The sequence below is a fragment of the Frankia sp. CcI156 genome, assembly GCF_001983015.1.
Classification (GTDB): domain Bacteria; phylum Actinomycetota; class Actinomycetes; order Frankiales; family Frankiaceae; genus Frankia; species Frankia casuarinae.
This window is the reverse complement of sequence record NZ_MOMD01000076.1, coordinates 1-23172: the sequence shown is the minus strand read 5'-3', so window position 1 is coordinate 23172 and position 23172 is coordinate 1. Positions and strand designations below refer to the sequence as shown.

The 23172-nt window shown below is 68.6% G+C and carries 27 protein-coding genes and 1 pseudogene; 16 read left to right on the top strand and 12 right to left on the bottom strand.

What is annotated here, in order from left to right:
- Positions 1-517 (top strand): transposase (locus CcI156_RS21535; protein WP_254847550.1); only part of this gene is annotated, 517 nt, incomplete at its 5' end.
- A gap of 15 nt (positions 518-532) precedes the next feature.
- Here the strand turns inward: CcI156_RS21535 and CcI156_RS21530 are convergent.
- The gene (locus CcI156_RS21530) at positions 533-1060 is read right to left on the bottom strand and encodes a cytochrome P450 (RefSeq protein WP_011438478.1); all 528 of its coding nucleotides are present in this window, start codon (positions 1058-1060) and stop codon (positions 533-535) included.
- A gap of 80 nt (positions 1061-1140) precedes the next feature.
- On the opposite strand from CcI156_RS21530, the gene CcI156_RS21525 reads away from it, so the two are divergent.
- Positions 1141-1818 carry an IS6 family transposase gene (locus CcI156_RS21525; RefSeq protein ID WP_175637644.1) on the top strand — a complete coding sequence of 226 codons (678 nt, stop codon included), beginning with the start codon at positions 1141-1143 and terminating at the stop codon, positions 1816-1818.
- Between the two features lie 58 nt (positions 1819-1876).
- On the opposite strand, the gene CcI156_RS21520 is transcribed toward CcI156_RS21525, so the two are convergent.
- From CcI156_RS21520 to CcI156_RS21510, 3 genes are all read right to left on the bottom strand, one after another.
- On the bottom strand, positions 1877-2260 hold the full coding sequence (locus tag CcI156_RS21520; RefSeq protein ID WP_011438476.1) for a type II toxin-antitoxin system VapC family toxin: 384 nt from the start codon (positions 2258-2260) through the stop codon (positions 1877-1879).
- On the bottom strand, positions 2257-2505 hold the full coding sequence (locus CcI156_RS21515) for a type II toxin-antitoxin system Phd/YefM family antitoxin (protein WP_011438475.1): 249 nt from the start codon (positions 2503-2505) through the stop codon (positions 2257-2259). The genes CcI156_RS21520 and CcI156_RS21515 overlap by 4 nt, the downstream gene beginning before the upstream one ends.
- 133 nt (positions 2506-2638) lie before the next feature.
- On the bottom strand, positions 2639-3316 hold the full coding sequence (locus CcI156_RS21510; protein WP_023841935.1) for an IS6 family transposase: 678 nt from the start codon (positions 3314-3316) through the stop codon (positions 2639-2641).
- An 88-nt stretch (positions 3317-3404) separates the two neighbouring features.
- Between CcI156_RS21510 and CcI156_RS24285 the strand changes: the two genes are divergently transcribed.
- Positions 3405-4043 (top strand): DUF6365 family protein, encoded by a 639-nt coding sequence (locus CcI156_RS24285; RefSeq protein ID WP_023841934.1) that lies wholly within the window; start codon positions 3405-3407, stop codon positions 4041-4043.
- 81 nt (positions 4044-4124) lie between these two features.
- Here CcI156_RS24285 and CcI156_RS21500 read toward each other — a convergent pair whose 3' ends face one another.
- The 3 genes from CcI156_RS21500 to CcI156_RS21490 all read right to left on the bottom strand — a co-directional run bounded on the left by CcI156_RS21500 (position 4125) and on the right by CcI156_RS21490 (position 6201).
- Positions 4125-4763, bottom strand: a complete 639-nt coding sequence (locus tag CcI156_RS21500; protein ID WP_052154551.1) for a DsbA family oxidoreductase — start codon at positions 4761-4763, stop codon at positions 4125-4127.
- A gap of 5 nt (positions 4764-4768) precedes the next feature.
- Positions 4769-5683, bottom strand: coding sequence for an NADP-dependent oxidoreductase (locus tag CcI156_RS21495; protein ID WP_011438472.1), 915 nt, complete (start codon positions 5681-5683; stop codon positions 4769-4771).
- Between the two features lie 68 nt (positions 5684-5751).
- Positions 5752-6201 (bottom strand): nuclear transport factor 2 family protein, encoded by a 450-nt coding sequence (locus tag CcI156_RS21490; protein WP_076807841.1) that lies wholly within the window; start codon positions 6199-6201, stop codon positions 5752-5754.
- Positions 6202-6393: 192 nt separating this feature from the next.
- Between CcI156_RS21490 and CcI156_RS21485 the strand changes: the two genes are divergently transcribed.
- From CcI156_RS21485 to CcI156_RS21455, 7 genes are all read left to right on the top strand, one after another.
- Entirely contained in the window at positions 6394-7179 is a 786-nt protein-coding gene (locus tag CcI156_RS21485; RefSeq protein WP_076807838.1) for an SDR family NAD(P)-dependent oxidoreductase, read from the top strand.
- Between the two features lie 29 nt (positions 7180-7208).
- Positions 7209-8354 (top strand): acyl-CoA dehydrogenase family protein, encoded by a 1146-nt coding sequence (locus CcI156_RS21480; RefSeq protein ID WP_076807835.1) that lies wholly within the window; start codon positions 7209-7211, stop codon positions 8352-8354.
- 23 nt (positions 8355-8377) lie between these two features.
- Entirely contained in the window at positions 8378-9652 is a 1275-nt protein-coding gene (locus tag CcI156_RS21475) for a beta-ketoacyl synthase (RefSeq protein ID WP_076807833.1), read from the top strand.
- Positions 9649-10851 (top strand): ketosynthase chain-length factor, encoded by a 1203-nt coding sequence (locus tag CcI156_RS21470; RefSeq protein ID WP_076807831.1) that lies wholly within the window; start codon positions 9649-9651, stop codon positions 10849-10851. The genes CcI156_RS21475 and CcI156_RS21470 overlap by 4 nt, the downstream gene beginning before the upstream one ends.
- Positions 10852-10926: 75 nt before the next feature.
- Positions 10927-11190 carry an acyl carrier protein gene (locus CcI156_RS21465; RefSeq protein ID WP_011438466.1) on the top strand — a complete coding sequence of 88 codons (264 nt, stop codon included), beginning with the start codon at positions 10927-10929 and terminating at the stop codon, positions 11188-11190.
- The gene (locus CcI156_RS21460; RefSeq protein ID WP_330218997.1) at positions 11187-12164 is read left to right on the top strand and encodes an aromatase/cyclase; all 978 of its coding nucleotides are present in this window, start codon (positions 11187-11189) and stop codon (positions 12162-12164) included. Before CcI156_RS21465 ends, CcI156_RS21460 begins: the two co-directional genes overlap by 4 nt.
- Positions 12161-13093: an MBL fold metallo-hydrolase gene (locus CcI156_RS21455; protein ID WP_011438464.1), complete on the top strand. Its 933-nt coding sequence runs from the start codon at positions 12161-12163 to the stop codon at positions 13091-13093. The genes CcI156_RS21460 and CcI156_RS21455 overlap by 4 nt, the downstream gene beginning before the upstream one ends.
- An 88-nt stretch (positions 13094-13181) precedes the next feature.
- Here the strand turns inward: CcI156_RS21455 and CcI156_RS21450 are convergent.
- A pseudogene (locus tag CcI156_RS21450) lies at positions 13182-13709 on the bottom strand (IS6 family transposase); the annotation flags it as partial.
- Positions 13710-14289: 580 nt separating this feature from the next.
- Here CcI156_RS21450 and CcI156_RS24280 point away from each other — a divergent pair.
- Together CcI156_RS24280 and CcI156_RS27450 are read left to right on the top strand one after the other, a co-directional pair.
- Complete coding sequence (locus CcI156_RS24280) at positions 14290-14556, top strand: hypothetical protein (protein WP_011438461.1); 267 nt, start codon at positions 14290-14292, stop codon at positions 14554-14556.
- A gap of 74 nt (positions 14557-14630) precedes the next feature.
- Positions 14631-14759, top strand: coding sequence for a hypothetical protein (locus CcI156_RS27450; RefSeq protein WP_255353912.1), 129 nt, complete (start codon positions 14631-14633; stop codon positions 14757-14759).
- 948 nt (positions 14760-15707) lie between these two features.
- On the opposite strand, the gene CcI156_RS21435 is transcribed toward CcI156_RS27450, so the two are convergent.
- From CcI156_RS21435 to CcI156_RS21425, 3 genes are read right to left on the bottom strand one after another with little or no spacing between them, the layout of a single operon-like run.
- Positions 15708-16271: an NUDIX hydrolase gene (locus CcI156_RS21435; RefSeq protein ID WP_011438460.1), complete on the bottom strand. Its 564-nt coding sequence runs from the start codon at positions 16269-16271 to the stop codon at positions 15708-15710.
- 6 nt (positions 16272-16277) lie between these two features.
- Entirely contained in the window at positions 16278-17462 is a 1185-nt protein-coding gene (locus CcI156_RS21430; RefSeq protein WP_076807827.1) for an adenosylhomocysteinase, read from the bottom strand.
- A gap of 29 nt (positions 17463-17491) precedes the next feature.
- Positions 17492-17857 (bottom strand): hypothetical protein, encoded by a 366-nt coding sequence (locus CcI156_RS21425; RefSeq protein WP_023841927.1) that lies wholly within the window; start codon positions 17855-17857, stop codon positions 17492-17494.
- Between the two features lie 648 nt (positions 17858-18505).
- Here CcI156_RS21425 and CcI156_RS21420 point away from each other — a divergent pair.
- The 4 genes from CcI156_RS21420 (at position 18506) to CcI156_RS21405 (ending at position 22551) form a co-directional block, all read left to right on the top strand.
- Positions 18506-19831 (top strand): helix-turn-helix domain-containing protein, encoded by a 1326-nt coding sequence (locus tag CcI156_RS21420; RefSeq protein ID WP_254847549.1) that lies wholly within the window; start codon positions 18506-18508, stop codon positions 19829-19831.
- Between the two features lie 15 nt (positions 19832-19846).
- Complete coding sequence (locus tag CcI156_RS21415; RefSeq protein ID WP_011438456.1) at positions 19847-20170, top strand: 4a-hydroxytetrahydrobiopterin dehydratase; 324 nt, start codon at positions 19847-19849, stop codon at positions 20168-20170.
- Positions 20171-20758: 588 nt separating this feature from the next.
- Positions 20759-22177, top strand: coding sequence for a replication initiator (locus CcI156_RS21410; RefSeq protein ID WP_254847548.1), 1419 nt, complete (start codon positions 20759-20761; stop codon positions 22175-22177).
- Positions 22174-22551 (top strand): hypothetical protein, encoded by a 378-nt coding sequence (locus tag CcI156_RS21405; RefSeq protein WP_011438454.1) that lies wholly within the window; start codon positions 22174-22176, stop codon positions 22549-22551. The genes CcI156_RS21410 and CcI156_RS21405 overlap by 4 nt, the downstream gene beginning before the upstream one ends.
- On the opposite strand, the gene CcI156_RS21400 is transcribed toward CcI156_RS21405, so the two are convergent.
- Positions 22548-23172 (bottom strand): zinc ribbon domain-containing protein (locus CcI156_RS21400; protein ID WP_175637643.1); only part of this gene is annotated, 625 nt, incomplete at its 5' end. The genes CcI156_RS21405 and CcI156_RS21400 overlap by 4 nt on opposite strands.

The following is a 23172-nucleotide window of genomic DNA, read 5'->3' as shown; positions in this document are numbered from 1 at the left end:
GACCTGGGCCCCACGGGGACACACCCCGACCGTGCGAGTGTCCGGGAAGGGCTCCGGGCGGGTCTCGATGGCAGCCCTGGTCTGCTACCGGCCCGGCCAGCGGCCCCGGCTGTTCTACCGGGTCCTGACCCACCACGGCCGTAAGGGCGAGCGTCGTAGCTTCTCCGAGGACGACTACGCCACCCTGCTCGTCGCCGCGCACCACCAGCTCCGTGCTCCGATCATCCTGTGTTGGGACAACCTCAACACCCACCGCAGCGCCGCGATGCGCAGGTTCCTCACCCGCCACGCCCACTGGCTGACCGTKATCCCCCTGCCCGCCTACGCCCCCGACCTCAACCCCGTCGAAGGCGTGTGGGCCCACGTCAAACGCGACCTGGGCAACCACGTCCGGGTCACCGTCGACCAGCTCACCGCCACGATCAAGACCCTGCTCAAACGCGTCCAGTACCGGCCCGACCTGATCGCCGGCTTCCTCGRCCAGACCGAACTGATCATCGACCCGGAACCGCCGTAGCCAGACCCTGACCATTCAAGCTCTGTAGTGGTGTCCGCTGCCGAACGTCACATGATGCCGGGCCGAACCGCGGGAGAGCTCGAACCGCTGCGGGCTGTCGACATGGGCCTCGTCCCTGGCAGCGGAGTCCAGCGAGACGAACACCGTGGCACCCGCGGGGACGGTGACCGAGCCCAGTTCCACGTCGGCCATCGCGTACGTCATGCCGGCGAAGCCAGTGCTGGACTGGGCATAACGGAGGATCTCCTCGACCGCCGCCGCGATGTCCGTCCTGCCCCGCTTCAGATGCTCCATCTGCTCCGGATGCCGGAACATCGCCAGGAACCCGTTGCCGATCTGGACGACCGTGCTCTCGTAACCGGCGATCGCGGTCAGCAGGACGGTCGACACCAGTTCCTCGTCGGAGAACCCTGTGCCGTCCTCGTCCCGAACCACGGTCAGGGCACCCAGAGCGCCGTTGCCCGGCTCCTCACGCTCACGGAGGACCATCTCCACCGCGCAGTCGTGCAGCGAACGCATCGCCTCGCCGAGGCACTGTTGCATCGGCGGAGTCCGCTGTCCTGCGGCTGTCGATCAGTCATGATCGAGTGATGCGTCGACGTCGTGCCTGTCCACCGGTTCCGGTGTCGGAGTTCGCGGGGTTCCGGTTCCCACCTGAGGTGATTGTCCTCGCTGTCCGCTGGTACCTGCGGTACGTACTGTCCTACCGGGACGTCGAGGAGCTGCTCGCTGAACGCGGCCTCGAGGTCGACCACGTCACGGTCTATCGGTGGGTGCAGCRCTTCACGCCCTTGCTGGTGGAGGCGGCCCGGCCGTGCCGGCACCGTCCTGGCGGAAGGTGGTTCGTCGACGAGACCTACGTCAAGGTCTCCGGCCGCTGGACCTACGTGTACCGGGCGGTCGACCAATACGGGCAGGTCATCGACGTCCTCGCCAGCACACGGCGCGACCAGGCAACCGCCCGGCGATTCTTCGTTCGAGCGCTGACGTATGGGCGCCGCCCGGACGAGGTCACCACCGACAAGGCCGCGGTCTACCCGCGGGTCCTCGACGAGCTGGTACCCGAGGCCTGCCACATCGACGCCGCCCGGGAGAACAACCGGATCGAAGCCGACCACRGCCGGTTGACAGCACGGCTCCGACCGATGCGCGGACTGAAACGACTGCGGTCCGTCCAGACGATCAGCGCCGGCCACGCGCTGGTCCAGAACATCCGCCGCGGCCACTACGAACTCGGGATCGACACCAGRCCGCAGATACGGCTGGCAGCCGCGTTCACCGAACTCGCCGCCGCTGTCTGACCGACGGTCGTCCCGGCCGCTGGCATGCCCAGCTTCCCCATAATGCAACAGCGCCAGCCTAGATCGTGACGATCCTCAGGAGGTCTTCCAGGCCGGCGAGGTCGGCGGCGTTGCGGGTGTAGATGCTGGCTCCGTGGGCGTGGGCGGTGGCCGCAATCAGCAGGTCCATGGTGCGTGCGCGTGGCTGGCGCCCGACTTCGACGACACGGGCGGCGAGACGTCCGTAGCTGTCGGCGACGGCGTCGTCGACGGGCAGCGGGTCGAACCGTCGTTGGATCGCGCTGAGGCGGGCGAGCCGGGTCGCGCGGGCCTGGGGCGTCCTGGCGACGAGGATGCCGAACTGGAGTTCGGCGATGCTGATGACGCTGACGGCCAGCTCGCCGGGGAGGGGGGTGACGTCTGTGGCGACCAGGACACTGGTGTCGAGGACGCCGCGCGTCATCGGCGCCCCCAGGGATCCGTGAGGGAATTGTCGACGAGGGTGCGGTCCTGYGGCCAGTCGGTGTCCTCCGGCTGCGCGAAGAGATCAGCCAGATCGTCCCAGCGCCGCCACGTACGCGGACTCACCGGGCCGAGGACGGCTGCTGGCCGGCCGGCCACGGTGATGGTGAGCCGTTCACCGGCCTGGGCGCGGCGCACCAGGTCGCTGGCGTTCTGCCGGACCTCTCGAAGCCCTATCTCGTCCACCCTCCGAGGGTAGCACTTGTGCTACCTGCGTGTCGGTGCGCGGATGCTCCGGTACGGCGCGGCATCGGCACTGTTACAGGCGCTGTTGCATTATGGGGAAGCTGGGTATGCCAACGGGCCGGATGTCTGCTGGTCAGAGGGCTGCGGCGAGTTCGGTGAACGCGGCTGCCAACCTCAGGTGCGGGCTGCTGTCGATTCCGAGTTCGTAGTGGCCGCGGCGGATGTTCTGGACCAAGGCGTGTCCGGCGCTGACGGTCTGGACGGAGCGGAGGCGTTTCAGTCCGCGCATCGGCCGGATCCGTGCTGTCAACCGGCCGTGGTCGGTTTCGATCCGGTTGTTCTCCCGGGCGGCGTCGACATGACAGGCCCCAGGGAGTAGCTCGTCGAGGACCCGCGGGTAGACCGCGGCCTTGTCCGTAGTGACCTCGACCGGGCGGCGCCCGTGCGTCAGCGCCCGGGCGAAGAAGCGTCGGGCGGCGGCCTGGTCGCGGTGGGTGCTGGCCAGGACGTCGATGACCTGCCCGTGCTGGTCAACAGCCCGGTACACGTACGTCCACCGGCCGGAGACCTTGACGTAGGTTTCATCCACGAACCACCTGTCACCGGGCCGGTGCCGGCACGGCCGGGCCGCGTCGACCAGCAGGGGCGTGAAGCGCCGCACCCACCGGTACACCGTGACGTGATCAACCTCGAGGCCGCGTTCCGCGAGGAGCTCCTCGACATCCCGGTAGGACAGCGCGTACCGCAGATACCAGCGGACGGCGAGGACGATCACCTCGGGTGGGAACCGGAAGCCGGCGAACTCCGACACTGGGACCGGTGGACAGGCACGACGYCGACGCATCACTCGATCATGACCGGACGGCGGCCGTGGGACAACGGACTCCGCCGATGCAACAGTGCCCCGGGAACTGGCGGCGCGTATCCCGGAACTGGTGCTGCACTACCTCACCCGGCTGCCGGCCACCACCGAGTTCCTCGTCGCCGGCCCGGACTTCGGAGCCTTCGGCCGCCTTCCGGAGGGCCGGCTGCACCGGCGGCCCCGCTACGGCGCGCGGGAGTACCTCGACCTGCTCGGCGCCGCGGACGCCGTTCTGGCGCTCTCGCTGCCGTCGTTTGCCCTGGAACGGGCGGTGTGGACCGATGTGCCCGGGGTGGCCGTCGTCAACGGTTTCGACTTGGCGGACGACAACGGCGTCGAACGTCTGCACGCTGCGATCGGGGAGCCCAGCCCCGCYGTACGCTCGTGGCTGGACGCCTATCCCGGGCCCCTGCCGTCGTACCAAACCTGGCCGATGCGGTGGAACGATCTCGTCCGGCCGACGTGGAGCGGCAACCCGTTCGCGGCTACGATGGTCCACGAGGAAATCCTCGACGAGGAGTCCGTCAGCACGGCTTTGGAGGCCGTGTTGTACGACGAGTCGGTTCGTACGGAGCTCGCCGAAGCGCGGGCCGGATACCGCCGTGCCCTGGCAGCGTTGCCGGCTACCATCGAGGCGTTCCACCAGGTGGCGAGCGTGCACGGCCTCACGTTCTGACCGGTCCGGGAGTACCGCCGGAAGCGGCACCCGAGGGCGGGGCATCGCCCATCGGCGATGCCCCGCCCGGCGGTGGATCGGTCACCGGACGCTGGAGGCCGCTGCGGCACGGTCCAACTCGGCGCGGACCATCTCCGGCGGCTGCATGCCCGAGAACGGCCGGCCGCCGTCGACGACGAGCGTCGGCACGCCGCTCACCCGCAACTCGGCGGCGCGGCGCTGATCGGCGATGACGGCGTCGGCGTAGCGGTCACCGGCGAGCACCGCGCCCGTCTCCTCCTCGGGCAGGCCCACCTCGTGCGCCAACTCCAGCAGGACGAGGTGGTCGGCGACGTTCCGCCCCTCCGCCTGGTAGGCCCGCAGCAGCGCCTCGACGAGCGCATCGGCCCGCTCATGGTCGGCCGCGAAATGGGTCAGCCGATGCGCGTCGAAAGTGTTGACGGGACGCGCTTTGTCGAGGTCGATAGCCAAGCCCAGGTCCGTGCCGAGCTGCTCGATCAGGGCCAGCCGCACGGGCAGCTGGTCCGGTGCGGTCCATGTGGCCATCGCCTCGGCGGCGGTCGGGCCAGGGATGCGCCCCTCGTCCGGTGACAACTGATAGCTGCGCCACCGCAGTCGAACCTCGTCGCGGCCGGGAAAATCCGTCAGGACCCGCCGCAGCCGGTGCTTACCGATGTAGCACCAGGGGCACAGCACGTCGTAGAAGACCTCGATCAGCACGCCGCTCACCCCCGGAGCAGGACGGCGGTCTTGCCGCGGGCATGGCCGGTGTCGATCCGACGGTGCGCGTCGGCGATCCGGTCCAGTGGGAAGACCTCCGACACGGTCAGCGTCAGTCGCCCGGCGCGGTACAGGTCGGTGATCGCCCGTAGCCGCTGACCCGAGCGCTGGCTGCGCAGGAATCGTACGCCGAGCTCGTCCGCCCGGGCGAAATCCACCAGGGTGCCGATCCGGCTCCGGTCGGCGACCACCTCGAGGCAGGCATCCAGGGCCGCGCCGCCCGCGGCGTCCAGGGCGACGTCGACACCACCGGGTGCCAGGGCTCGCACGCGGTCGACCAGTCCGTCGCCGTAGGTGGTCGGTGTGGCCCCCAGCGAGCGCAGGTAGTCCTGGTTCGCCGGGCCGGCCGTTCCGATCACCGTCGCGCCCGCGGCCAGGGCCAGCTGCACCGCGACCGTTCCGACGCCGCCGGAGGCGCCGTGGATCAGCAGAGTGTCGCCGACGCTGACCTTCAGTTCGTCCAGCGCGGTGTGTGCGGTCTGCGCCGACGCCGACAGGGTGCCCGCCTGCGGCCAGGTCATCCCGGACGGCTTGGAGACGACCTGCTCTGGAGGGACGACGACGTACTCGGCGCAGCTGGCGAGCATGGCCCAGCCGAGCACCTCGTCGCCGATCCGGAAGTCTGTGACGCCGGTGCCGATCTCGTCGACGACACCGGCGAAGTCGTTGCCGACTATCTGCGGGAACCGCAGGGTCTGCCCCGGCGGTGTCCAGCCGGACCGTACCGACGAGTCGTACGCTTGCACGCCCGCCGCCTCGACTCGGACCCGAACCTCTCCCGGCCCAGCTTCGGGTGTGGCAACCTCGACCACCTGTAGCACCTCCGGACCACCGAAGGTGTAGAATGCCGCGGCCCGCATGGATCTCCTCTCCGGATGTTCCGACGCCGGCCCATCAGGGCCGGGGACGTCAGAAACAGCCTGCAATCTCAAGTGCGCTTGAGGTCAAGCAGGTAGTCGTGCTCGACCCGCCGGGACCGGTTGAGTAGCCCCCCGTCCGCGCGGATCAGCACGTCGTGGACAACGCAACTGGGCGCGATCTCGGGCTGGCGCTCACCGGGACGGCTGGTCACCACGAGCAMGTAGAAGGTGGACCGCAGGCTCCCGTCCGGGGCCTCGATCAGGTGGATCATGTTGAACCAGTGGCGGCGCTGCACCGGCTCGGTGGCGAAACGCTCCTCGTGGAAAGCCCGCAGCTCGCGTGCGATGCCGTCCCGGGTGTGGGCCGCGGGCCGCCCCGGCGTGTGGCTGAACTCGCCGTCCTCGGTGAAGGTGGCCGCGTACTCGTCGAAGCGGCAGGCATCGAGCGCGTGCATCTGCCGGGCGTAGAACTGCTGGACCTGCGTGTAGACATCGGTGCTGATCGCGGTGGCGGACATTGGCTTCCTCTCCTGATGACCCGCGGCCGGGCCGCGGTCCGGGCTGCGGCGAAACTAATGCGAGTGGGTTGAGAGGCACTCGAAACGGCCGCCCGGCGGCCCATCCGGTGCTCCACGACGGCTCGACCGCGTTTCGAGAGGGCTGCCGCAATGTCGGGGTCGGCCGACCATGGCGGAGTCATCGGAGGAAACATGAGCCAGCAGAGCCAGCCGGTGGCATTGGTCACCGGTGCCACCAGCGGTATCGGACTGGAGATTGCCACCCGGCTCGCGCGTCGCGGCGCCCGGGTGTACCTCTGCGCGCRATCGGCTGACAATGTGGCCGCGACGGTGAAGTCACTACAGGAACAGAACCTCGCCGTGGACGGCMGGGCCTGCGACGTCACGGACGGGACGCAGGTCACCGATCTGATCTGCGCGGTCGTCGACCGGTTCGGGCCGCTGGACATTCTGGTCAACAATGCCGGACGCAGCGGCGGYGGCGTCACCGCGGAGATCGCCGACGAGCTGTGGCTTGACGTCATCAACACCAACCTCAACAGCGTCTTCATCGTCACCCGGGAAGCGCTGCGCGCCRGTGGCCTGGCCGGCCGGGCGGGCGGGCGAATCATCAACATCGCCTCCACAGGGGGCAAGCAGGGAGTGCAGAACRGCGCACCATATTCGGCCGCGAAGCACGGTGTGGTGGGCCTGACCAAGGCATGGGGCCTGGAACTGGCCAAGACCGGCGTCACCATGAACGCGGTCTGCCCCGGCTTCGTCGAGACGCCCATGGCACAGACCGTCCGTGGGACCTACGCCAAGCTCTGGGGCGTCACCGAGGCCGAGGCGCACGACCGGGTGACCGCGCGTGTCCCGATCGGCCGCTATGTCCGGCCGGACGAGGTCGCCGCGATGGTCGAGTACCTCGTCAGTGACGAGGCTGCCGCCGTGACCGCCCAGGCAATCAACGTCTGCGGCGGTCTCGGCAACTACTGAGGTCCAGTGCCGTACCACCGGAGGCAGACATGAAGCTGACCACGGCCGGTTCCACTCTGCAGGCGGCGGCGGAGGTGGCGGCGGTGTCGGCCGCCAAGCACGTGCGTGAGGCGGAGACCGACCGGCGACTCCCGCGTGCGTCGATCGACTCCGTGCTCGCCGCGGGGTTCGCCCGGCACTTCGTGCCCACGCGGTACGGGGGGGACAGTGGCACCTTCGGTGCTCTGCTGCCCGCCGTGGCCACCATCGGCGCGTCCTGCGCCTCGACGGCCTGGGTGGCGTCACTGATCGCCGCGGCCGCCCGGATGGCAGCCTATCTTCCGGAAGCGGGCCGCGCTRCCGTCTGGGCCGGCGGCCCGGACGCCTTGATCGTCGCGGGGCTGATGCCCGGGGGAGAGGCGGCTGCGGGGGGCGACTCGTGGCGGCTCAACGGGCAGTGGCCGTACGTGAGCGGCGTCGACCACTCGGACTGGGCCCTGGTGTGCGCCCGGGCGGTCCGTGACGGCCGGGACGAGTACCGGTTCTTCGCGGTGCCGCGGCCGGCGTACCGGATCGAACCGACGTGGTTCAACGTGGGCATGCGTGCCACCGGCAGCAACACGCTCGTTCTTGACGACGTGCGGGTTCCGGCGTCCCACTCGGTGTCCCTGCGGGTGCTCGCCGACGGGCCAGCTCCCGGGGAGGACGCGCCCTGCCATCAGGTACCGATGAAGGCGGCCAACGGCCTTACTCTCACCGGTCCACTGCTCGGGGCGGCCCGCGGCGCCCTGCACCGGTGGTGGTCGCTGATCGGACCGAAGTTGCAGCGGCCCGGCCCGGCCATATCCGGCCCGGTGGACCGGCTGGCGTACGACATGGTGCTGGCCCGTTCCGGCGGGGAGATCGACACGGCGGGCCTGCTCCTGGAACGGGTGGCGCAGGTGCTCGACGAGGGCGCGGTGACGCCCTACGAGGAGTCCCGTAACGGTCGGGACTGCGCGCTGGCCGCGGAGTATCTCTCCGCTGCGGTGGACCGGCTGATGCGTGGCTCGGGTAGCCGAGGGCAGGCCGACGGCGAGGATCTCGGACGGTTCTGGCGGGACGTCGTCTGCGGGGCGGGCCACAGCGGTCTCCAGTTCGCCGCGCGGGCGGGTGGCTTCGCCCGCCATGCGGCGGAGGCGGTGAACGACAGGTGACTACTCCACGGGGAAAGGAATTCATGAAACCGAACCGGCGCGTGGTGATCACCGGGATCGGAGTACGCGCACCCGGTGGCGGAGGAGCCAAGAACTTCTGGAACCTTCTGACGGCCGGCCGGACCGCGACCCGGCGGATTTCCTTCTTCGATGCGGGGCCGTTCCGCAGCCAGGTGGCCGGTGAGGTCGACTTCGATGCCCAGGCCGAAGGGCTGACCCCACGGCAGATCCGCCGGATGGACCGGGCGGCCCAGTTCGCGGTGGTCTRCACCCGCGACGCGGTCGAGGACAGCGGTCTGGAGCTGGACCGGGTGGAACCCCACCGGATCGGGGTGAGCCTCGGCAGCGCTGTCGCGGCGGCTACCTCTCTGGAAGCCGAGTACCTCGTGCTGTTCGACAGCGGCCGAACCCGCGAGATGGACACCCGGCACCTGACGCCGCACATGTTCGATCACATGGTGCCCAGCGTGATGGCGGCCGAGGTGGCCTGGACCGTCGGCGCGGAGGGCCCGGTCACCATGGTCTCCGACGGGTGCACCTCCGGATTGGACGCGATCGGCCACGCGCTGCACCTCATCGAGGACGGCGTAGTGGATGTGATGGCAGCGGGCGCGACAGACACTCCGATCTCACCCATCGTRCTGGCGTGCTTCGACGCCATCAAAGCCACCACGTCGTACAACGACGAACCGGCGACGGCCTCGCGCCCGTTCGACCGATCGCGCAACGGCTTTGTCCTCGCCGAGGGCTGCGCCATGTTCGTGCTCGAGGAGYACGAGCACGCCCGGCGTCGCAACGCCGAGATCTACGCTGAGGTCACCGGGTACGCCACCCGGTTGAACGCCTTCCACATGACCGGTCTGAAGCCGGACGGCAGGGAGATGGCCGAGGCGATCCGCACCGCGCTCGCCCAGTCCCGGCTCGATCCGTCGGACGTGGACTACGTCAACGCGCACGGCTCGGGTACCAGACAGAACGATCTACACGAGACAGCGGCGGTCAAGGCCAGCCTCGGTGAGCACGCGCGTCGGGTGCCGATCAGCTCGATCAAGTCGATGGTGGGCCATTCCCTGGGCGCGATCGGGTCCATCGAGGTGGCCGCCTGCGCTCTCGCCTTGCGGTACAGCGTCATCCCCCCGACCGCGAACCTACGGCTGCCGGACCCCCAATGCGACCTAGACTACGTGCCGCGCGTGGCCCGGGAGGCCACCCTCGACACGGTGCTGACGATCGGCAGCGGGTTCGGCGGGTTTCAGAGCGCAATGGTGCTTCGTCAGCCCGGAGGACGGGCAGCATGACGCAGCGGGTCTTCGTCACCGGAGTCGGCGTGGTCGCGCCGACCGGGCTGGGTATCGCGGAGTACTGGGCGGCGACGCTAGCGGGGCGCTCCGGCATCTCGAGATTCGACGACCGGCATGTCGGGGCGCTCGCCGGCCGGATCACCGGCTTCGATGCCGCCCGGCACCTTCCGGGCCGGTTGCTGCCCCAGACCGACGTCTCTACCCGGCTGGCGCTCACCGCGGCCGACTGGGCAATCAACGACGCGGGTGTGCGCCCCGACGATCGGGACGAGTACGACATGGGCGTCATGACGTCGAATGCCTGCGGCGGCTTCGACTTCACCCACCGCGAGTTCGACAAGTTGTGGCACGACGGACCCCAGCACGTCAGCGTCTACGAGTCGTTCGCCTGGTTCTACGCCGTGACGACGGGACAGGTGTCCATTCGGCACGGCCTGCGCRGACCGGGCACGGCGCTCGTCGGCGAGCAGGCAGGCGGGCTGGACGCCATCGGCTACGCCCGCCGGGCGATCCGACGGGGCACGCCCCTGGTGATCTCCGGCGGCGTCGACTCCGCACTCGGCCCGTGGGGCCGGGGCGCGCATCTCTCCAGCGGCACGGTGAGCACCACGGATGATCCGGGGCAGGCGTATCTGCCGTTCGCCGCGGCGGCCTCCGGGCACGTCCCGGGTGAGGGCGGTGCGATCCTCGTCCTGGAGGGCGGCGAGAGCCTGGACGGGCGCGGGGACCGCTCCCGGTACGGCGAGATCGCCGGGTATGCGGCGACCTTCGACCCCGCCCCGGGGTCGGGCCGACCGCCGGGCTTGCGCAGGACCGCGGAACTGGCCCTCGAGGACGCCGGGGTCACGACCGCCGACGTGGGGGTCGTCTTCGCCGACGCCGCCGGCACCGCCGAGCTCGACCGTGCGGAGGCCGAGGCGGTGACCGGGCTGTTCGGCCCCTACGGGGTGCCCGTTACCGCCCCCAAGGCCGGGACCGGGCGGCTCTTCTCGGGCGGCGGCCCCCTCGACGTCGTCACCGCCTKTCTGGCCCTGCGCGAGGGCGTGATCCCGCCGACCCCACACGACGCGCAGGTCGCCGCTGGACATCGGATCGATCTCGTTCAGAACGCCCCGCGCGAGCGGAACATGACCGTCGCGCTGGTGCTGGCCCGTGGCCGGTGGGGCTTCAATTCCGCCGTCGTCGTCCGTGCCTGACCAGATCCTCGCGGACACCGGCACACGCCAGTCACCGATCAGGTCAAGCGCGCGCACTCTCACGAAGGGAAAGACATGTCTCTGATAACCCTCGAGGACCTGAAAAAGATTCTGGTCGAGAACTCCGGCGCCGACGACAGCGGAACCCTGGACGGCGACTTCGCCGTCCAGGAGTTCACCGAACTCGGCTACGACTCGCTCGCCCTGCTGGAGCTCGCCGCCGAGATCCAGCGCCGCTACGGCATCGTGTTGCCGGACGAGCAGGTCATGGAGCTGCGTACGCCGGAGGCCGTGCTCGCCGCCGTCAACAGCGCCGAGCGGCTGCGGCAGACGTCGTGAAGGGTGCGCCTACTGTGCCTACGAAGCACCGGACATCGCATCGAGAAGTGGTGGCGGCCCCGGCGGACCTGGTCTTCGAACTGCTCACCGAGGCTGAACGGTGGCCGGCGATCTTCGGTCCGAACATCTTCTTGCGCTACCTCGAGCGTACGGAGAGCGAGGAACACTTCCAGCTCTGGGCCCTGGTCGGCGGCGAGGTCAAGACGTGGACGTCGCGGCGTGAGGTCGACCGGCACCTGCGGACGATCGGCTTCCGCCAGGAACGGAGCCAGCCACCGGTGGCGGCGATGAGCGGACGCTGGCAGGTCCTGCCCTTGCCCGGTGGCCGCACCGAGGTGATCCTGGACCACGAGTTCACCGCGGTGGACGACGACGCCGCTGCCGTCCAGTGGATCAGTGCGGCCCTGGAACGCAACAGCGTCGAAGAGTTGGCGGCGTTGCGCCGGGTGGCGGAGCTCGGTCATCCGGTCGCGGAAGTCGTCTTCACCTTCGAGGACACCGTCGAGCTCACCGGGTCGGCCGAGGAGGCGTACGACTTCATCGACCGGGCGGACCGCTGGCCGGATCAGCTCCCGCACGTTCGCCGTGTGGTGCTCACCGAGGAGATGCCGGGCATCCAACAGTTGGAGATGGACACGGTCAGCGGCGATGACGGGTCGACGCACACCGCCCGGTCGGTGCGGGTGTGCCTGGCGAACGACAGAATCGCCTACAAGCAGACCCGGCCACCCTCGACGCTTCTCGGGCACAGCGGGGTGTGGATCTTCCATCGGGTGCCGGACGGGCCCGACTCGGTCACGGCGAGACACACCGTCGTGTTGGACCCGGACGCGCTGCGCACGGTGCTCGGCCCGAGCAGTTCTCTCGCCGAGGGACGCCGCTACCTCCGGGACGCGTTGGGGGCCAATAGCCGCCGGACGCTGGCCGGCGCGGCGGCGCCCGTATCCTCCACCGAGGAGCGGGAAGTCCGGTGACAGCGACTCGCGCCGCCGCCAGCGCGGTGGCGGCACGTATGACGGAGGTGGCGGACGGCGTGTTCGCCTATGTCCAGCCGGACGGAGGCTGGTGTCTCAACAACGCTGGCGTGGTGGTGGGTGACGACGGCATCCTGCTCGTCGACACCGCGGCCACCGAGCGGCGCGCGACCTTGCTGCGCACCGCAGTGGACGGCCTCAGTCGTGGCGGGGTGAAGTACTTGGTCAACACTCATTTCCATGGCGACCACACCTTCGGCAATCACCTTTTCGCCGACACGGCGACGATCATCGCCCAGCACGGCACCCGGGCCGAGATGGCGGAGACGGGGCTGGCACTGACCGGCCTCTGGCCGGAGGTGAATTGGGGCAATGTCGATCCGGTGCTACCGACGGTGACCTACCACGACGCACTGACGCTGCACCTGGGCCGCTGCCGGGCCGAGCTTTTCAACGTGGGGCCCGCGCACACCGGGCACGACACCGTGGTGTGGCTCCCSGGCGAGAAGGTGCTGTTCACCGGCGACGTGGTGCTGCCGGGGTGTACGCCCTTCCTGTTGATGGGCACGGTCGCGGGGTCGCTGACCGCTGTCCGCCGGATGCGCGAGACGGGTGCCCAAGTCGTGGTCGGCGGGCACGGAACGATCGCCGGCCCCGAGGCCTTCGACGAGACGGAGGCGTACCTACTGTGGCTGCGGGACGCCGCCGGAGACGCGATGCGTAAGGGGCTGACACCGATCCAGGCGGCCCGCCAATGCTCGGCAGGCCGATTCGCCGGCTGGAAGGACCCGGAGCGGCTGGTCCCCAACCTGCACCGCGCGATCGCCGAGCATCAGGGGGCACCGCCGGCAGCCGCGCTGCCGGTCGAGCCGCTCTTCGCGGAAATGGTGGAATTCAACGGTGGGCACCTCCCGGAGTGCCACGCCTGACCGGCGTGCCAGAAGGTCCTCGACCGACCGCAGCGGGTCTGTTGCATTGGGGGAAGGCAGGGCATGGTTGACCCTGCCGAACGGGTGATCAGATCGCGAGGGTGAGCTCGGTGAACGCGGCTGTCAGCCGTGCGTGCGAGTCGGTGTCGATCCCGAGTTCGTAGTGGCCGCGGCGGATGTTCTGGACGAAGGCATGCCCTGCGCTGATCGTCTGGACAGAGCGCAGCCGTTTCAGTCCGCGCATCGGGCGGAGCCTGGCTTTCAACCGGCTGTGATCGGATTCGATCCGRTTGTTCTCCCGCGCGGCATCCACGTGACAGGCCTCGGGTACCAGCTCGTCGAGGATCCGCGGGTAAACGGCGGCCTTGTCGGTGGTGACCTCGACCGGCCGGCGCCCGTGGGACAGCGCGCTGGTGAAGAACCGGCGTGCCGCAGCCTGGTCGCGTCGTGCGCTGGCGAGGACGTCGATGACCTGCCCGTGCTGGTCAACCGCCCTGTACAGGTACGTCCACCGGCCGGCGACCTTGACATACGTCTCGTCGACGAACCACCTGTCCCCGGGCAGGTGCCGGCACGGCCTCGCCGCGTCGACGAGCAGGGGCGTGAAGCGCTGCACGCAACAGGTTGGCGAACTTCACTTTTTGCGCGGCGGTGGACGAGGCAGAAGCGGCGCGGGTCGTCTAGGAACCGAAATTACACCGTGATGTCCGTCACTTCCAACACACGGAATCAGGTACGCAAGTAGTCGCAGCAACGCTTGACCTGCCCACACTCGGTTGCTTGCTACCGCAAGTAGTCCAGCTCTACCGACGTGGCCGTGCCGCTCGCCGCTTCGCGGGATGATCGATTAGTCGGCAGCGTCCGGCGGCCGGAGGTCCGTACGCGCACCCCTTCCGGGGCGGCTGGCCATCCATGCATCGAAGGTGGACGTCTTCCACCTGGGTCGGTCGGGTACCGAGATGTCGTCTGGCTCAGGAAGTAGTCCTTTGGCGCGATAGTTACGCAGCGTGCCCGGTCTAATGCCGGCCCGTTCCGCCATCTCGCGGTAACCGATCAACGGGTCTTCCGCCACGTACCTACCTGTTCTTCGGAACTATGGGACGCCATGCCCTATAGTTGGTGATGTTGGCGGTTCCGGCGGGTGTTGCACCACCCACCGGAACCTTGATCACAACCTGGGTGAACAGGGGTGACCCGTGTCTAGTATTCCGCCGTCCGGTCGGGGTGGCTGGCGCAACCCGTACGAAGGGCGTCCGTTCGTCACGATCAATCCGCATGACGATCACGGTCTGTACGACCTGGCGATGACGCCGGGCGCGAGCCTGCGCGACTTGGTGGACGTTACGGCGACGCTTCCGCCGGTTCTCTTTATCGATCATTGGCGGGTGAGTCCCGGCGATTCTGCGGTGATCCTGCGGTTCCGGACCTTGCCGGACCTTGGTTCCCTGCTCGGCGGCCTCTGATGGCGGCCGGATGGGTACCGCCGTGCGTCCAGGTGGGTCCGGCGGCGTGGACTCCCTACCAAGAGGCGCTTCACGTGCTGCTGTTGGCTGCTCCGGTGGGTCCGACTGGCGTGCGGCTGCGTGGTGAGCTGGTTCGGCTCGATCCTCGAAGCGTCGTGGCGTTGGCGGACATGGTCCGCGACCGTCGGCCGGTGCGGGTGTAGCTGCGGCGCTCTGAGAGCACTTCGGCGTTCTTGAGGGCTGCGCTGTGCGGCGTGCCTGCTCCCACTGGGCGGCGGGGCTGACTCGGCGGCCAAGAGCACCGGAACGGCTGCGCTCGGCGGCGGCCACGGACACGAACCCCACCGGACACATAACGTATCGTTCCGTTTCATCCATCCTAATCGAGACGAAACGGAAGGATAGGAAGCGTGATCGTTCCGGTGTCTATCGGCCGGTCTCAGGACCATACACCCGTGGGGGCAGGCGATCCGACGGGCACAGGGCCGCTCGTCGGCCTTGCGGCGCTCCGGTTGGGTGGTCGTCGACCCTCGACATGCCGGGGGCTTGAGCTGGTCCTCCGTCGGGCGGGCAGGCGTAGCCCTACCCCAGGTTCCTTCGGCCGTGCAAGGGCACCGACGGCGCTCGACCCCACCGGAAGGCGTGTGCCCTTGCGCGGTCGGAGGGTTCTGGGGTTGCCTGTGGTGTCCGTCCGGCGGGGGAACCAGCGGACGTGCCGCGCCGCTGCCCTCCGGCACCGCCGGCGGTCTCCCTCCTCCGGAGAAAGGGCCGGGGTTCGGGGCAGAGCCCCGTCACATCCCGACACGCATCTCGCMTGTCCCTCTCAAGGCGCATGGCACAGCACAGGAACGCAACGACGCTCCGACGCGCCGAACGGGCGGCCGGTCCGACGCGCCCGGGGTGGGGTGCCGACCGGAGGGAGGCGGGGCCCCGCCCCGGGCGCGCGGCGGGGCGGACGGGGTCCTGTTCGGCGCGGCGCGTGCGGCGCTCCTGCCTCGTTCTGGCTGGCCAACTGGGGTTGCCGCCCCGAAGGGGCGGCCTTGAAACCGTACAGAACATTAGCGATGGCGATCATGCCCTCTGCATCAGGGGACGTCGTGGCCGCCGTTTTGATCTCTGTGTTCCTAAGAAGTCGGTCCCGGATGATCAATTCAGGGTCGAGCGAGGAGGTTAGCTCGGGTACGGTCGCTCAGACGGCCGGGCAGTTCGGTCAACGGGGCCCAGCGGTAGTCAGCGACCTCCTCCAGTTGCAGCGCCACATTGGCGTTGCCGGCTGGCGGATCGATGGCCAGGAGGAAGCGAAGATCGTAGTGGATGTGCTCCGGCTCCCGCTTTGCGGGGTTCGGTGGGATCACGTGTGCGTCCACGTCCACGGGCCGTTCGAGGGCAGGGTTCGCCCAGGCCCGGGGAATCCCTGTCTCTTCGGCCAGCTCACGTAGGGCTGCGTCCAGGAGCGAGGCGTCGTCCGGCTCGATGTGCCCGCCGGGAAGGAGCCATCGGTTCAGGCTGCGGTGGCGGATCTGGAGGACTTGGCGATCAGAGGTGACTGCGACCACTCCGCAGGTCACGTGGCCGGGTGTGGTCGTCCTGGAGGCCAGGGGCGCGTCGCTTCCTCGGGCCGCTTCCAGCAGAGGGGCCAGAGACTCGGCGTCCTCCGGGTGTGCGTCGAGATGCGCACGGATGGTCTTGGCGATGTCGTCGTTCGTGACGGGCATGGGGGTTCACTCCTCGTTGAAGCATCGCAGCCAGGACCGGGCGATGATTTCACGCTCCCGGTTGCCGACCTCGTGTAGGCCCGGCTCCATGGTCTGTCCCGACGACAGCAGCGCGAGGGCCGCGAGGATCTCGCCTTGGACAAGGAAGATGAACGGGCCRACCGCAGCGCCGTGGACGAAGTTGACCGCATTTCCATCGTTGAGCAGATAGAAATGATGGTTCCATGAGGTCATGCGGCTGAGGTGTGGGCCGAGCCGGTCGACCCGGTAGGTTCCGCGGAGCGAGGCGAGGTTCAGTTCGTCGTCCGACGATGTCACGGACGCCACGTAGGAGCCGGGCYGCAGGTAAGTGAAGTCTTCACCCTCCAGCGCCCGGTTGCCGGTGGCGCACACGATGACATCGGCGCGGCCCAGCGCCTCGGACTTTGACCATTTCACCGCGAATCCATGCGACATGGCCTCGACCGCACGCACCGGGTCTGTCTCGTACACGGTGGTGYGGACCGATTTGGCTCGAAGGGTGTTCGCCACGCTACGACCGATCTTGCCGTAACCGATGACGCAGGTCTCACGGCCGTGCAGGATATCCCCGTGCTCTCGGAGAAGCGATTCGGTGGAGAACACGACGGACTGACCCACCAGATAGTCTTCCGGCTGCTTCAGYGGACTGCGGGCTACCGAGAAAACCGGGYAGGGTGGTTTCCCACACGAAAGGTACTTACGGTACCCGTTCTCCGTGTCCTCGACGACTCCCACGATTCGCCCGCTGAACTGCCGACACAGGGAGGTTAGCGCGGGCGCGAAGTAACCGCCGATATCCAACAGGACAAGGTCTCGACCTGCGGCCCGCTCTTCGATGTACGCGAGAACTTTCGCAGGATGGGTGAAGCGATCGCGGTCCAGGTCATCACAGTGGTACCGGCCGCTGATGGCGGCCCGCGTCGTCGGGTCACAGGACTTCGGCTTGGGAAGAATCGATATAAGATCGTTCCCTCGCGCCACCGCGTCCAGGAAGAAGGGCCGGTCGGGCAGCATGTGAGTGATGACGATGGTCGCCACTTCGTGCACCGATGGGAATGCGTTGTTGACTGCCAGGAAGTATTGCTCAATGCGTCTCCTTGCCGAAGGTTYGGCGACGATCGTCGCGGGCGCGGCCCGGTCGAGGGTCAGGCTGCCGTCCATCTCGTCCACGTTCGGTCGACTCCCAGATCAGGAGGGAATTACACRGGGGGGTTGCTGTAGTGCTGATTTTCGTCGAGGGTGCGAGGCGATGGGCCGGCCTCCCCGTTCATCGGCTCGCAGCCACCGACCTTCGTGAAGATCGTCCAGGCGATGAGTTCACACGTCTCTCGCGTGATGCGCCGGGTGATCCGCTGCGTCCGGTCCTCCACCTCCAAGGGGAGAATGACGTCGGGGTCCTGTATTTTCTTGTGTGCCCAGACGTGTGCGTCGTTCCAGGTGGCGAAGGTGGCGATCTGCACACCGTAGCCGTTCAGGACGGCGTAGGGCCGGATGTGCCGGGCGATCACCTCCCCGAGCTGGATCCCCCTCCATCCGTGATCTTGATTATTTGGTTCTTGATCCATTGAGCCTCCTCCGTGATGTTCTCGATTCGTTCCAGTAGCGCGGCGTATTCAAGGGGGTCGGCTGGGGCACGGCTCTCGTAGTCGATGAGCTTGCTTTCCAGCTCTTCTATCGCGGTKACGGCAACATCGCTCTGCAATCGCAGAATCCTTAAAGGAAGATCGCCCGACAGTTGCGGGATACCCGGYCAGCCTCCACTCATCCTTTCCACTGTCCGTCTTCTCCCTCGTTCGACGTTCCGCCTGGAGCGGCACCCGAGGCCGAGGAGCCCACCGCCGTCATCTGAAGAACGGCTTTCCTCGACCCGGCCCCGGGGCCTGGGGCAAGTGTGAAATCAACGATTCGTGATCACTAGACGTGGCACGCATAGGCGCCATGCGTCGTAGGTATGAGCGGCCCGCGGCGCTGGATAGACTGCGTAAGCACGATCCGGGCCTGGGAGGTCACGAAGGGGCGTCACTGCGATGAGTGACCAGGTAGACGATTCTCGCTACTGCCGGTGTGGCACGYGCCTTGCCCGGGACAACGACCGGGGATCGTGTGGGCCCTGCCAGCGCCGGGCTCGGGAACGGGGCAYGGCTGCGCCGGAGGTGCCGGCCGGGTTCTGGAYCGCCTCCGATCAGCTTCGGGACGCCCTTGATGAGCGGCACATGGGCCGGGTGATCGCGGCCTACCGCAACCACCCTCATCACACTGTTCTCMTGTCTCAGGAGATGGTGGCCGGGTGGATGGGCATCACTCAGACCCAGTTGAGCCGCATCGAGTCGGGTGAGCCGGTGACCGACCTTACGAAGCTCATCCGGTGGGCCGAGGTCCTKTGCATCCCGGAAGACCTGCTGTGGTTCAAGCTMCCACGGCCGCGCCCCAGCGAGGCACCCCCTGCCCCGGTTGGCTCTCCCACCGCATCGGCGGTTCCCGGCATCCTCGGGGTACCGCTCACAGACAGCGCGGGTCCGCCGGCTGACCCGTACCGGGTGATCGCACACGTAGGGGAGGTGGTCATCGTGGCCATCGACCGGCGCACGTTTCTCGCGGGAAGCGGTGCCGGGTTCCTGGTCGGGGGCGCGGTCATGCCCTTGGCGTCGTATCAGCAGGTTGCACCTGAGGCCATCGAGTATCTGGCGGCTCAGCTTGACGGCTACTACCGGGCCGAGGCCGCGTTGGGGCCGCACACCGTGATTCCGTCGGTGCTGGTGCAGCAGGAACTCATCCGGCAGTTCCTGCGTGTGGCCCGGGGCCCCGAACGGCACGCCCTGTTGCRCACGAGCGTCGCCTACGCGGGCCTGATGACCTGGCTCTACCAGGATGCCGGGGACCTCGTKAGCGCGTCGCACTGGGCGAACCAGGCTCTCGAACTCGCCCACCGGGTGGGAGACACCCAACTCGTCCGACACGCCCTGACGAACAAGGCGATGATCTGTACCGACCAGCAGGATGGACCCGGCACCCTCGATCTGACCAGCGCGGCCCTGACGGACGGGAACGGCCTGTGCGCAAAGGTCCGGGTACAGGCGATGCAGCAGACCGCCCACGGCTACGCCCTCATCGGCGACCGGCGCGGCGCAGACTACGCCCTGGACAAGGCCGCGGCCCTGCTGGTCCGCGTCGATGACGACTACCCGTGGTTCAACGCCTGCCGRCGCACCCCCGGCTACATCGAGGTGCAGCGGGCCACCTGCTACAACCGTCTCGGCCTCGGCCGCGAGGCCCTGCCACTGTGGGAGCAGGTCATCTCCGCCCTGCCCGCCACGGCCCGCCGGGACAAGGGCGTGTACCAGGCACGGCAAGCCACCTCGCATGCTCAGGCCGGGAACCCGGAGGCCGCCGCCGACGCCGTGACGCACGCGGTCACCGTCGCCCGGGAGACCAGTTCGGCGCGGCTACGGCAGGAGCTCCACGGAGTTTGGCACCACCTCACGCCGTGGCATGACCATGAGACCGGACGACAGGTCAAAGCTCAACTGGCGACGCTGTAGGAAGGAACAACGGGCATGGGACTACGCGACCCGCTACCGGCCGAGGAAGTCACTCGACGTCTGGCCGCGCTGGACGGATGGGTGAAGGCCACCGACCGCGAGGAGATCCACAAGACGTTCCCCGTGGAGTACTAYGCCGCGATCGAGGCTCTGGGCACGGTGGCCGAGGCCGCGAAGGAACTGGAGCACCACCCGGACGTCGAACTGCACTGGGGAGAACTGACGTTCAGTCTCACCACCTACAGCGCCGGACAGCGGATCACCGACCTGGACTTCCGGCTAGTCGACCGCATCGAAGCCGTGCTGGCCCGCTACGTCCAGGCGGAAGCGGCGGGATAGCCGAAGAGGCCGACCCAGCGGGCCGAGACTCTCCGGCCCGCTGGGCTCCCCTACAGCACCCGTTGGCCTGGGCGTCTGCCTGATCGGTCGCCGGGGCCGTAGGGACAGATCTTGATCCTCCGGGATAGGTTCGACGGCTCGCCGATTCATTCAAAAAGGTAGAATCTTCGTACGGACATAGGTATAGTAGATGTAGGCATTCGAGGGGCTCCGGTCCCTGCGCCATGTAAGGCAGTACGCCACATAGACGAGCTGTCCACGTTGAGCCGCCTGGGAGCGGCAGGACCGGGCTCGGGCTGCTGCACCGTGGGCCACGTGTCCTCGTGGTTCGCGTCCAGTCGTGTTGACGTTCCGTCTGGGGTGCAGATGTGCCGCATGTGGCGTGTCCTGTCGGTGATCAGGTTCTCTCTCGTTCACGKGTTGACCGGGTAGCTCCGGCTGGCGGCTGAGGTCCGCCGCTGTTGATCTTCCGGTCTTTTTCTGTCTCGTTCTCGTTTCCGTGTGGCGCTGCGGCCGGCCTGTGGGTTCGTCCGGGTCGGGCTGCGCCTGTGYGGTGAAAGGACGCGGTGAATTTCCGTGGACGTGGGCGTGAGCTTGCCCGAAAACCGGCCGGTCGCGGGTGGCTGTTCCCGGCCGATCCGCCTCTCCGGCCATGTCGATCATGTGGATGTTGGTACCGGTGAGGTCCGCCGCGCGTTCACCTCGGCGGGTGAGCCGGGCGGCGTGTTGCATGTGCGGTGCAACAACCGGCGTGAGTCGGCGTGCCCGGCGTGCTCGGCGGTCTACAAGCGGGACGCCTGGCGGCTGGTCCTGGCTGGGCTCGCGGGCGGCAAGGGCGTGCCGGAGACGGTGACCGGGCATCCGGCGTGGTTCGTCACCCTGACCGCGCCGTCGTTCGGGCCGGTGCATTCCCGCCGCCAGTACGGCGGGAAAACCGGTCCAGTGCAGGCATGTCACCCCCGGCGGGGACTGTGYCCGCACGGGAAACCGGCGGGTTGTCATGAGCGGCACCGCGAGGATGATTCCCGGCTCGGTTCCCCGATCTGCCCGGACTGCTACGGCTACGGCCGGTCGGTGGTCTGGAACGCGCTTGTTCCCCGGTTGTGGAAGGCCACGCGGGACGCGACGGAATCGGYGGTGGCGGCGGCGGCCGGTCTGACGGTGGCGGGGCTGCGCCGTGCGGCGCGGTTGAGCTTCGTCAAGGTCGCGGAAATGCAACAACGCGGGGTCGTGCATCTGCATGTGGTGGTCCGGGTGGACGGTCCGGACGGTCCCGGCTCGGCTCCTCCGGCGTGGGCGGCTGGTGAGCTGGTCGCGGACGCTCTGCGGGGCGTGGTCGGGTCGGTTTCGGTGCCTGCTCCCGATCCGGACGCGGCCACCCTCGACGCCGGCGCTGGTGCCGGGGATGGGTGGGCGGTGCGCTGGGGTGTGCAGGTCGATATCCGGCGTATCGCGCTGGATGGGCCCACCGACGTCGGGCGGGTCAGTAACTACCTGGCGAAGTACATCACGAAGTCTGCGGCGGCCGGTGGGGCGTTGGATCATCCGGTGCGGTCGCTGGCCGCACTCGGCCGGCTGGTCCTGGTTCCGCATGTGCGCCGGTTGGTGGAGACCTGCTGGCGGCTCGGCCACGACGCCACGTTCACGGCGGCGTTGGATGCGGCACTCGGCCGGGACTCCGGCGATGTCCCGCGACTGGTCCGCTGGTCTCACCAAATGGGCTTTGGTGGTCACTGGCTGTCAAAGTCGCGGCGGTACTCGACMACGTTTGGTGCGCTGCGGACGGTGCGGCGAGTCTGGTCGCGCACGATCGGTGCGGCGATGTCGGGCCGGGTGCCGGTGGATGCGYTCGGCCGTCCGGACGGCGATCCCGACACGTTGGCCCTCGGGGCATGGACCTACGCGGGGCGTGGTCTATATGCCGGGGATCACGGTGATGATCCACCTGACGGGATGTCGGTGCCGGCGGCTGGATCGGGTTCCGACGTGTGGCTGGCCGGGCTATGAGCAGCGAAGCTTCTGTTCAGCTCTCGCTGTTCGACGACACCCCCGACGATGCCGACACCGGCGCCGATGAGGCGGCCTCTGCCGTGGCTGGCCAGCAGGCGAGCACCGAAGGTTCCGGTAGCTCCTCGACTGTTTCTGCCCCGATGGCTACCGGGGGTGCGCCGCGGAACGTGACCACGGTGCGGGTGGGTGGGCGGGCCGGCACCCGACCGGTACCGGTGCCGGGTTCGGCGCGGTCTCGGCGGGTGTTCTCCGATGCGGCGGAGGAATGGGGGCGGCGTCAGGCGTTGGCGGCTCCGGTGTGGTCGCGGGAGAAACGGCGCCGGGTCGCGGCGCTGCTCGGGCTGGTCCTGGCCGACGATCCCGGCGGTTAGGTCTCTTCTCGCCAGACCGGGTCCAACAGGTCGGGGTCGAACCTGCGGCCCCTGCCGGCGGGGTGAACGACCACGGCGATCAGATGCTCTTTGATGATCGCGCGTTGGCGGGCAAGCGAGTAGGTGTCCCACTCGGCGCGGACATCGGCGGGGCGGGCGTGCGCGTTCGCCGTGGCCACCAAATGATCGTTCCGTCCCTTGAGAAGGGCTTCTTCCTGCTCCCTGAGCTCTTCCATGGTCGGGAAGTAGTCCTTCGGGGAGATCCGCCGGGGCACCGACGTCCACGCGGCCCGGGTCGCGGTGATGCTCTCCTGCACCTCGGCCAGCGCGGCTTCCCCCTCCCACGGGGCAACCTCCACCACGGCGCTCGCGGTCTCCAACTCGATCTTGTTGAACAGCGCCGCCAGAATATGATCATCGGTGTGGGGGCCGTGGCGGGAGACCTTCCCGCACCCTCCCTGCGTCGGCGCGGGGCACCGGTAGATCGCGTGCTTGCGTTCCCGGTACGGCGGTGACCCGAACATCGACCGGCCACACCGGCCGCACGCCACCACGCCGCTGAGCAGGTAGCGGCGGGAGTTATGCCCCTGCTGGGCATAGGTCCGGCCCCCGATCTTGGCG

What these genes read in the sequence shown, in the direction of transcription:
- CcI156_RS21495 (WP_011438472.1), bottom strand. Translation starts at nt 5,683, where the DNA reads ATGCGGGCCGCGGCATTCTACACCTTCGGTGGTCCGGAGGTGCTACAG.
- CcI156_RS21530 (WP_011438478.1), bottom strand. Translation starts at nt 1,060, where the DNA reads ATGCAACAGTGCCTCGGCGAGGCGATGCGTTCGCTGCACGACTGCGCG.
- CcI156_RS21435 (WP_011438460.1), bottom strand. Translation starts at nt 16,271, where the DNA reads ATGCCCGTCACGAACGACGACATCGCCAAGACCATCCGTGCGCATCTC.
- CcI156_RS21520 (WP_011438476.1), bottom strand. Translation starts at nt 2,260, where the DNA reads ATGACGCGCGGCGTCCTCGACACCAGTGTCCTGGTCGCCACAGACGTC.
- CcI156_RS21465 (WP_011438466.1), top strand. Translation starts at nt 10,927, where the DNA reads ATGTCTCTGATAACCCTCGAGGACCTGAAAAAGATTCTGGTCGAGAAC.
- CcI156_RS21405 (WP_011438454.1), top strand. Translation starts at nt 22,174, where the DNA reads ATGAGCAGCGAAGCTTCTGTTCAGCTCTCGCTGTTCGACGACACCCCC.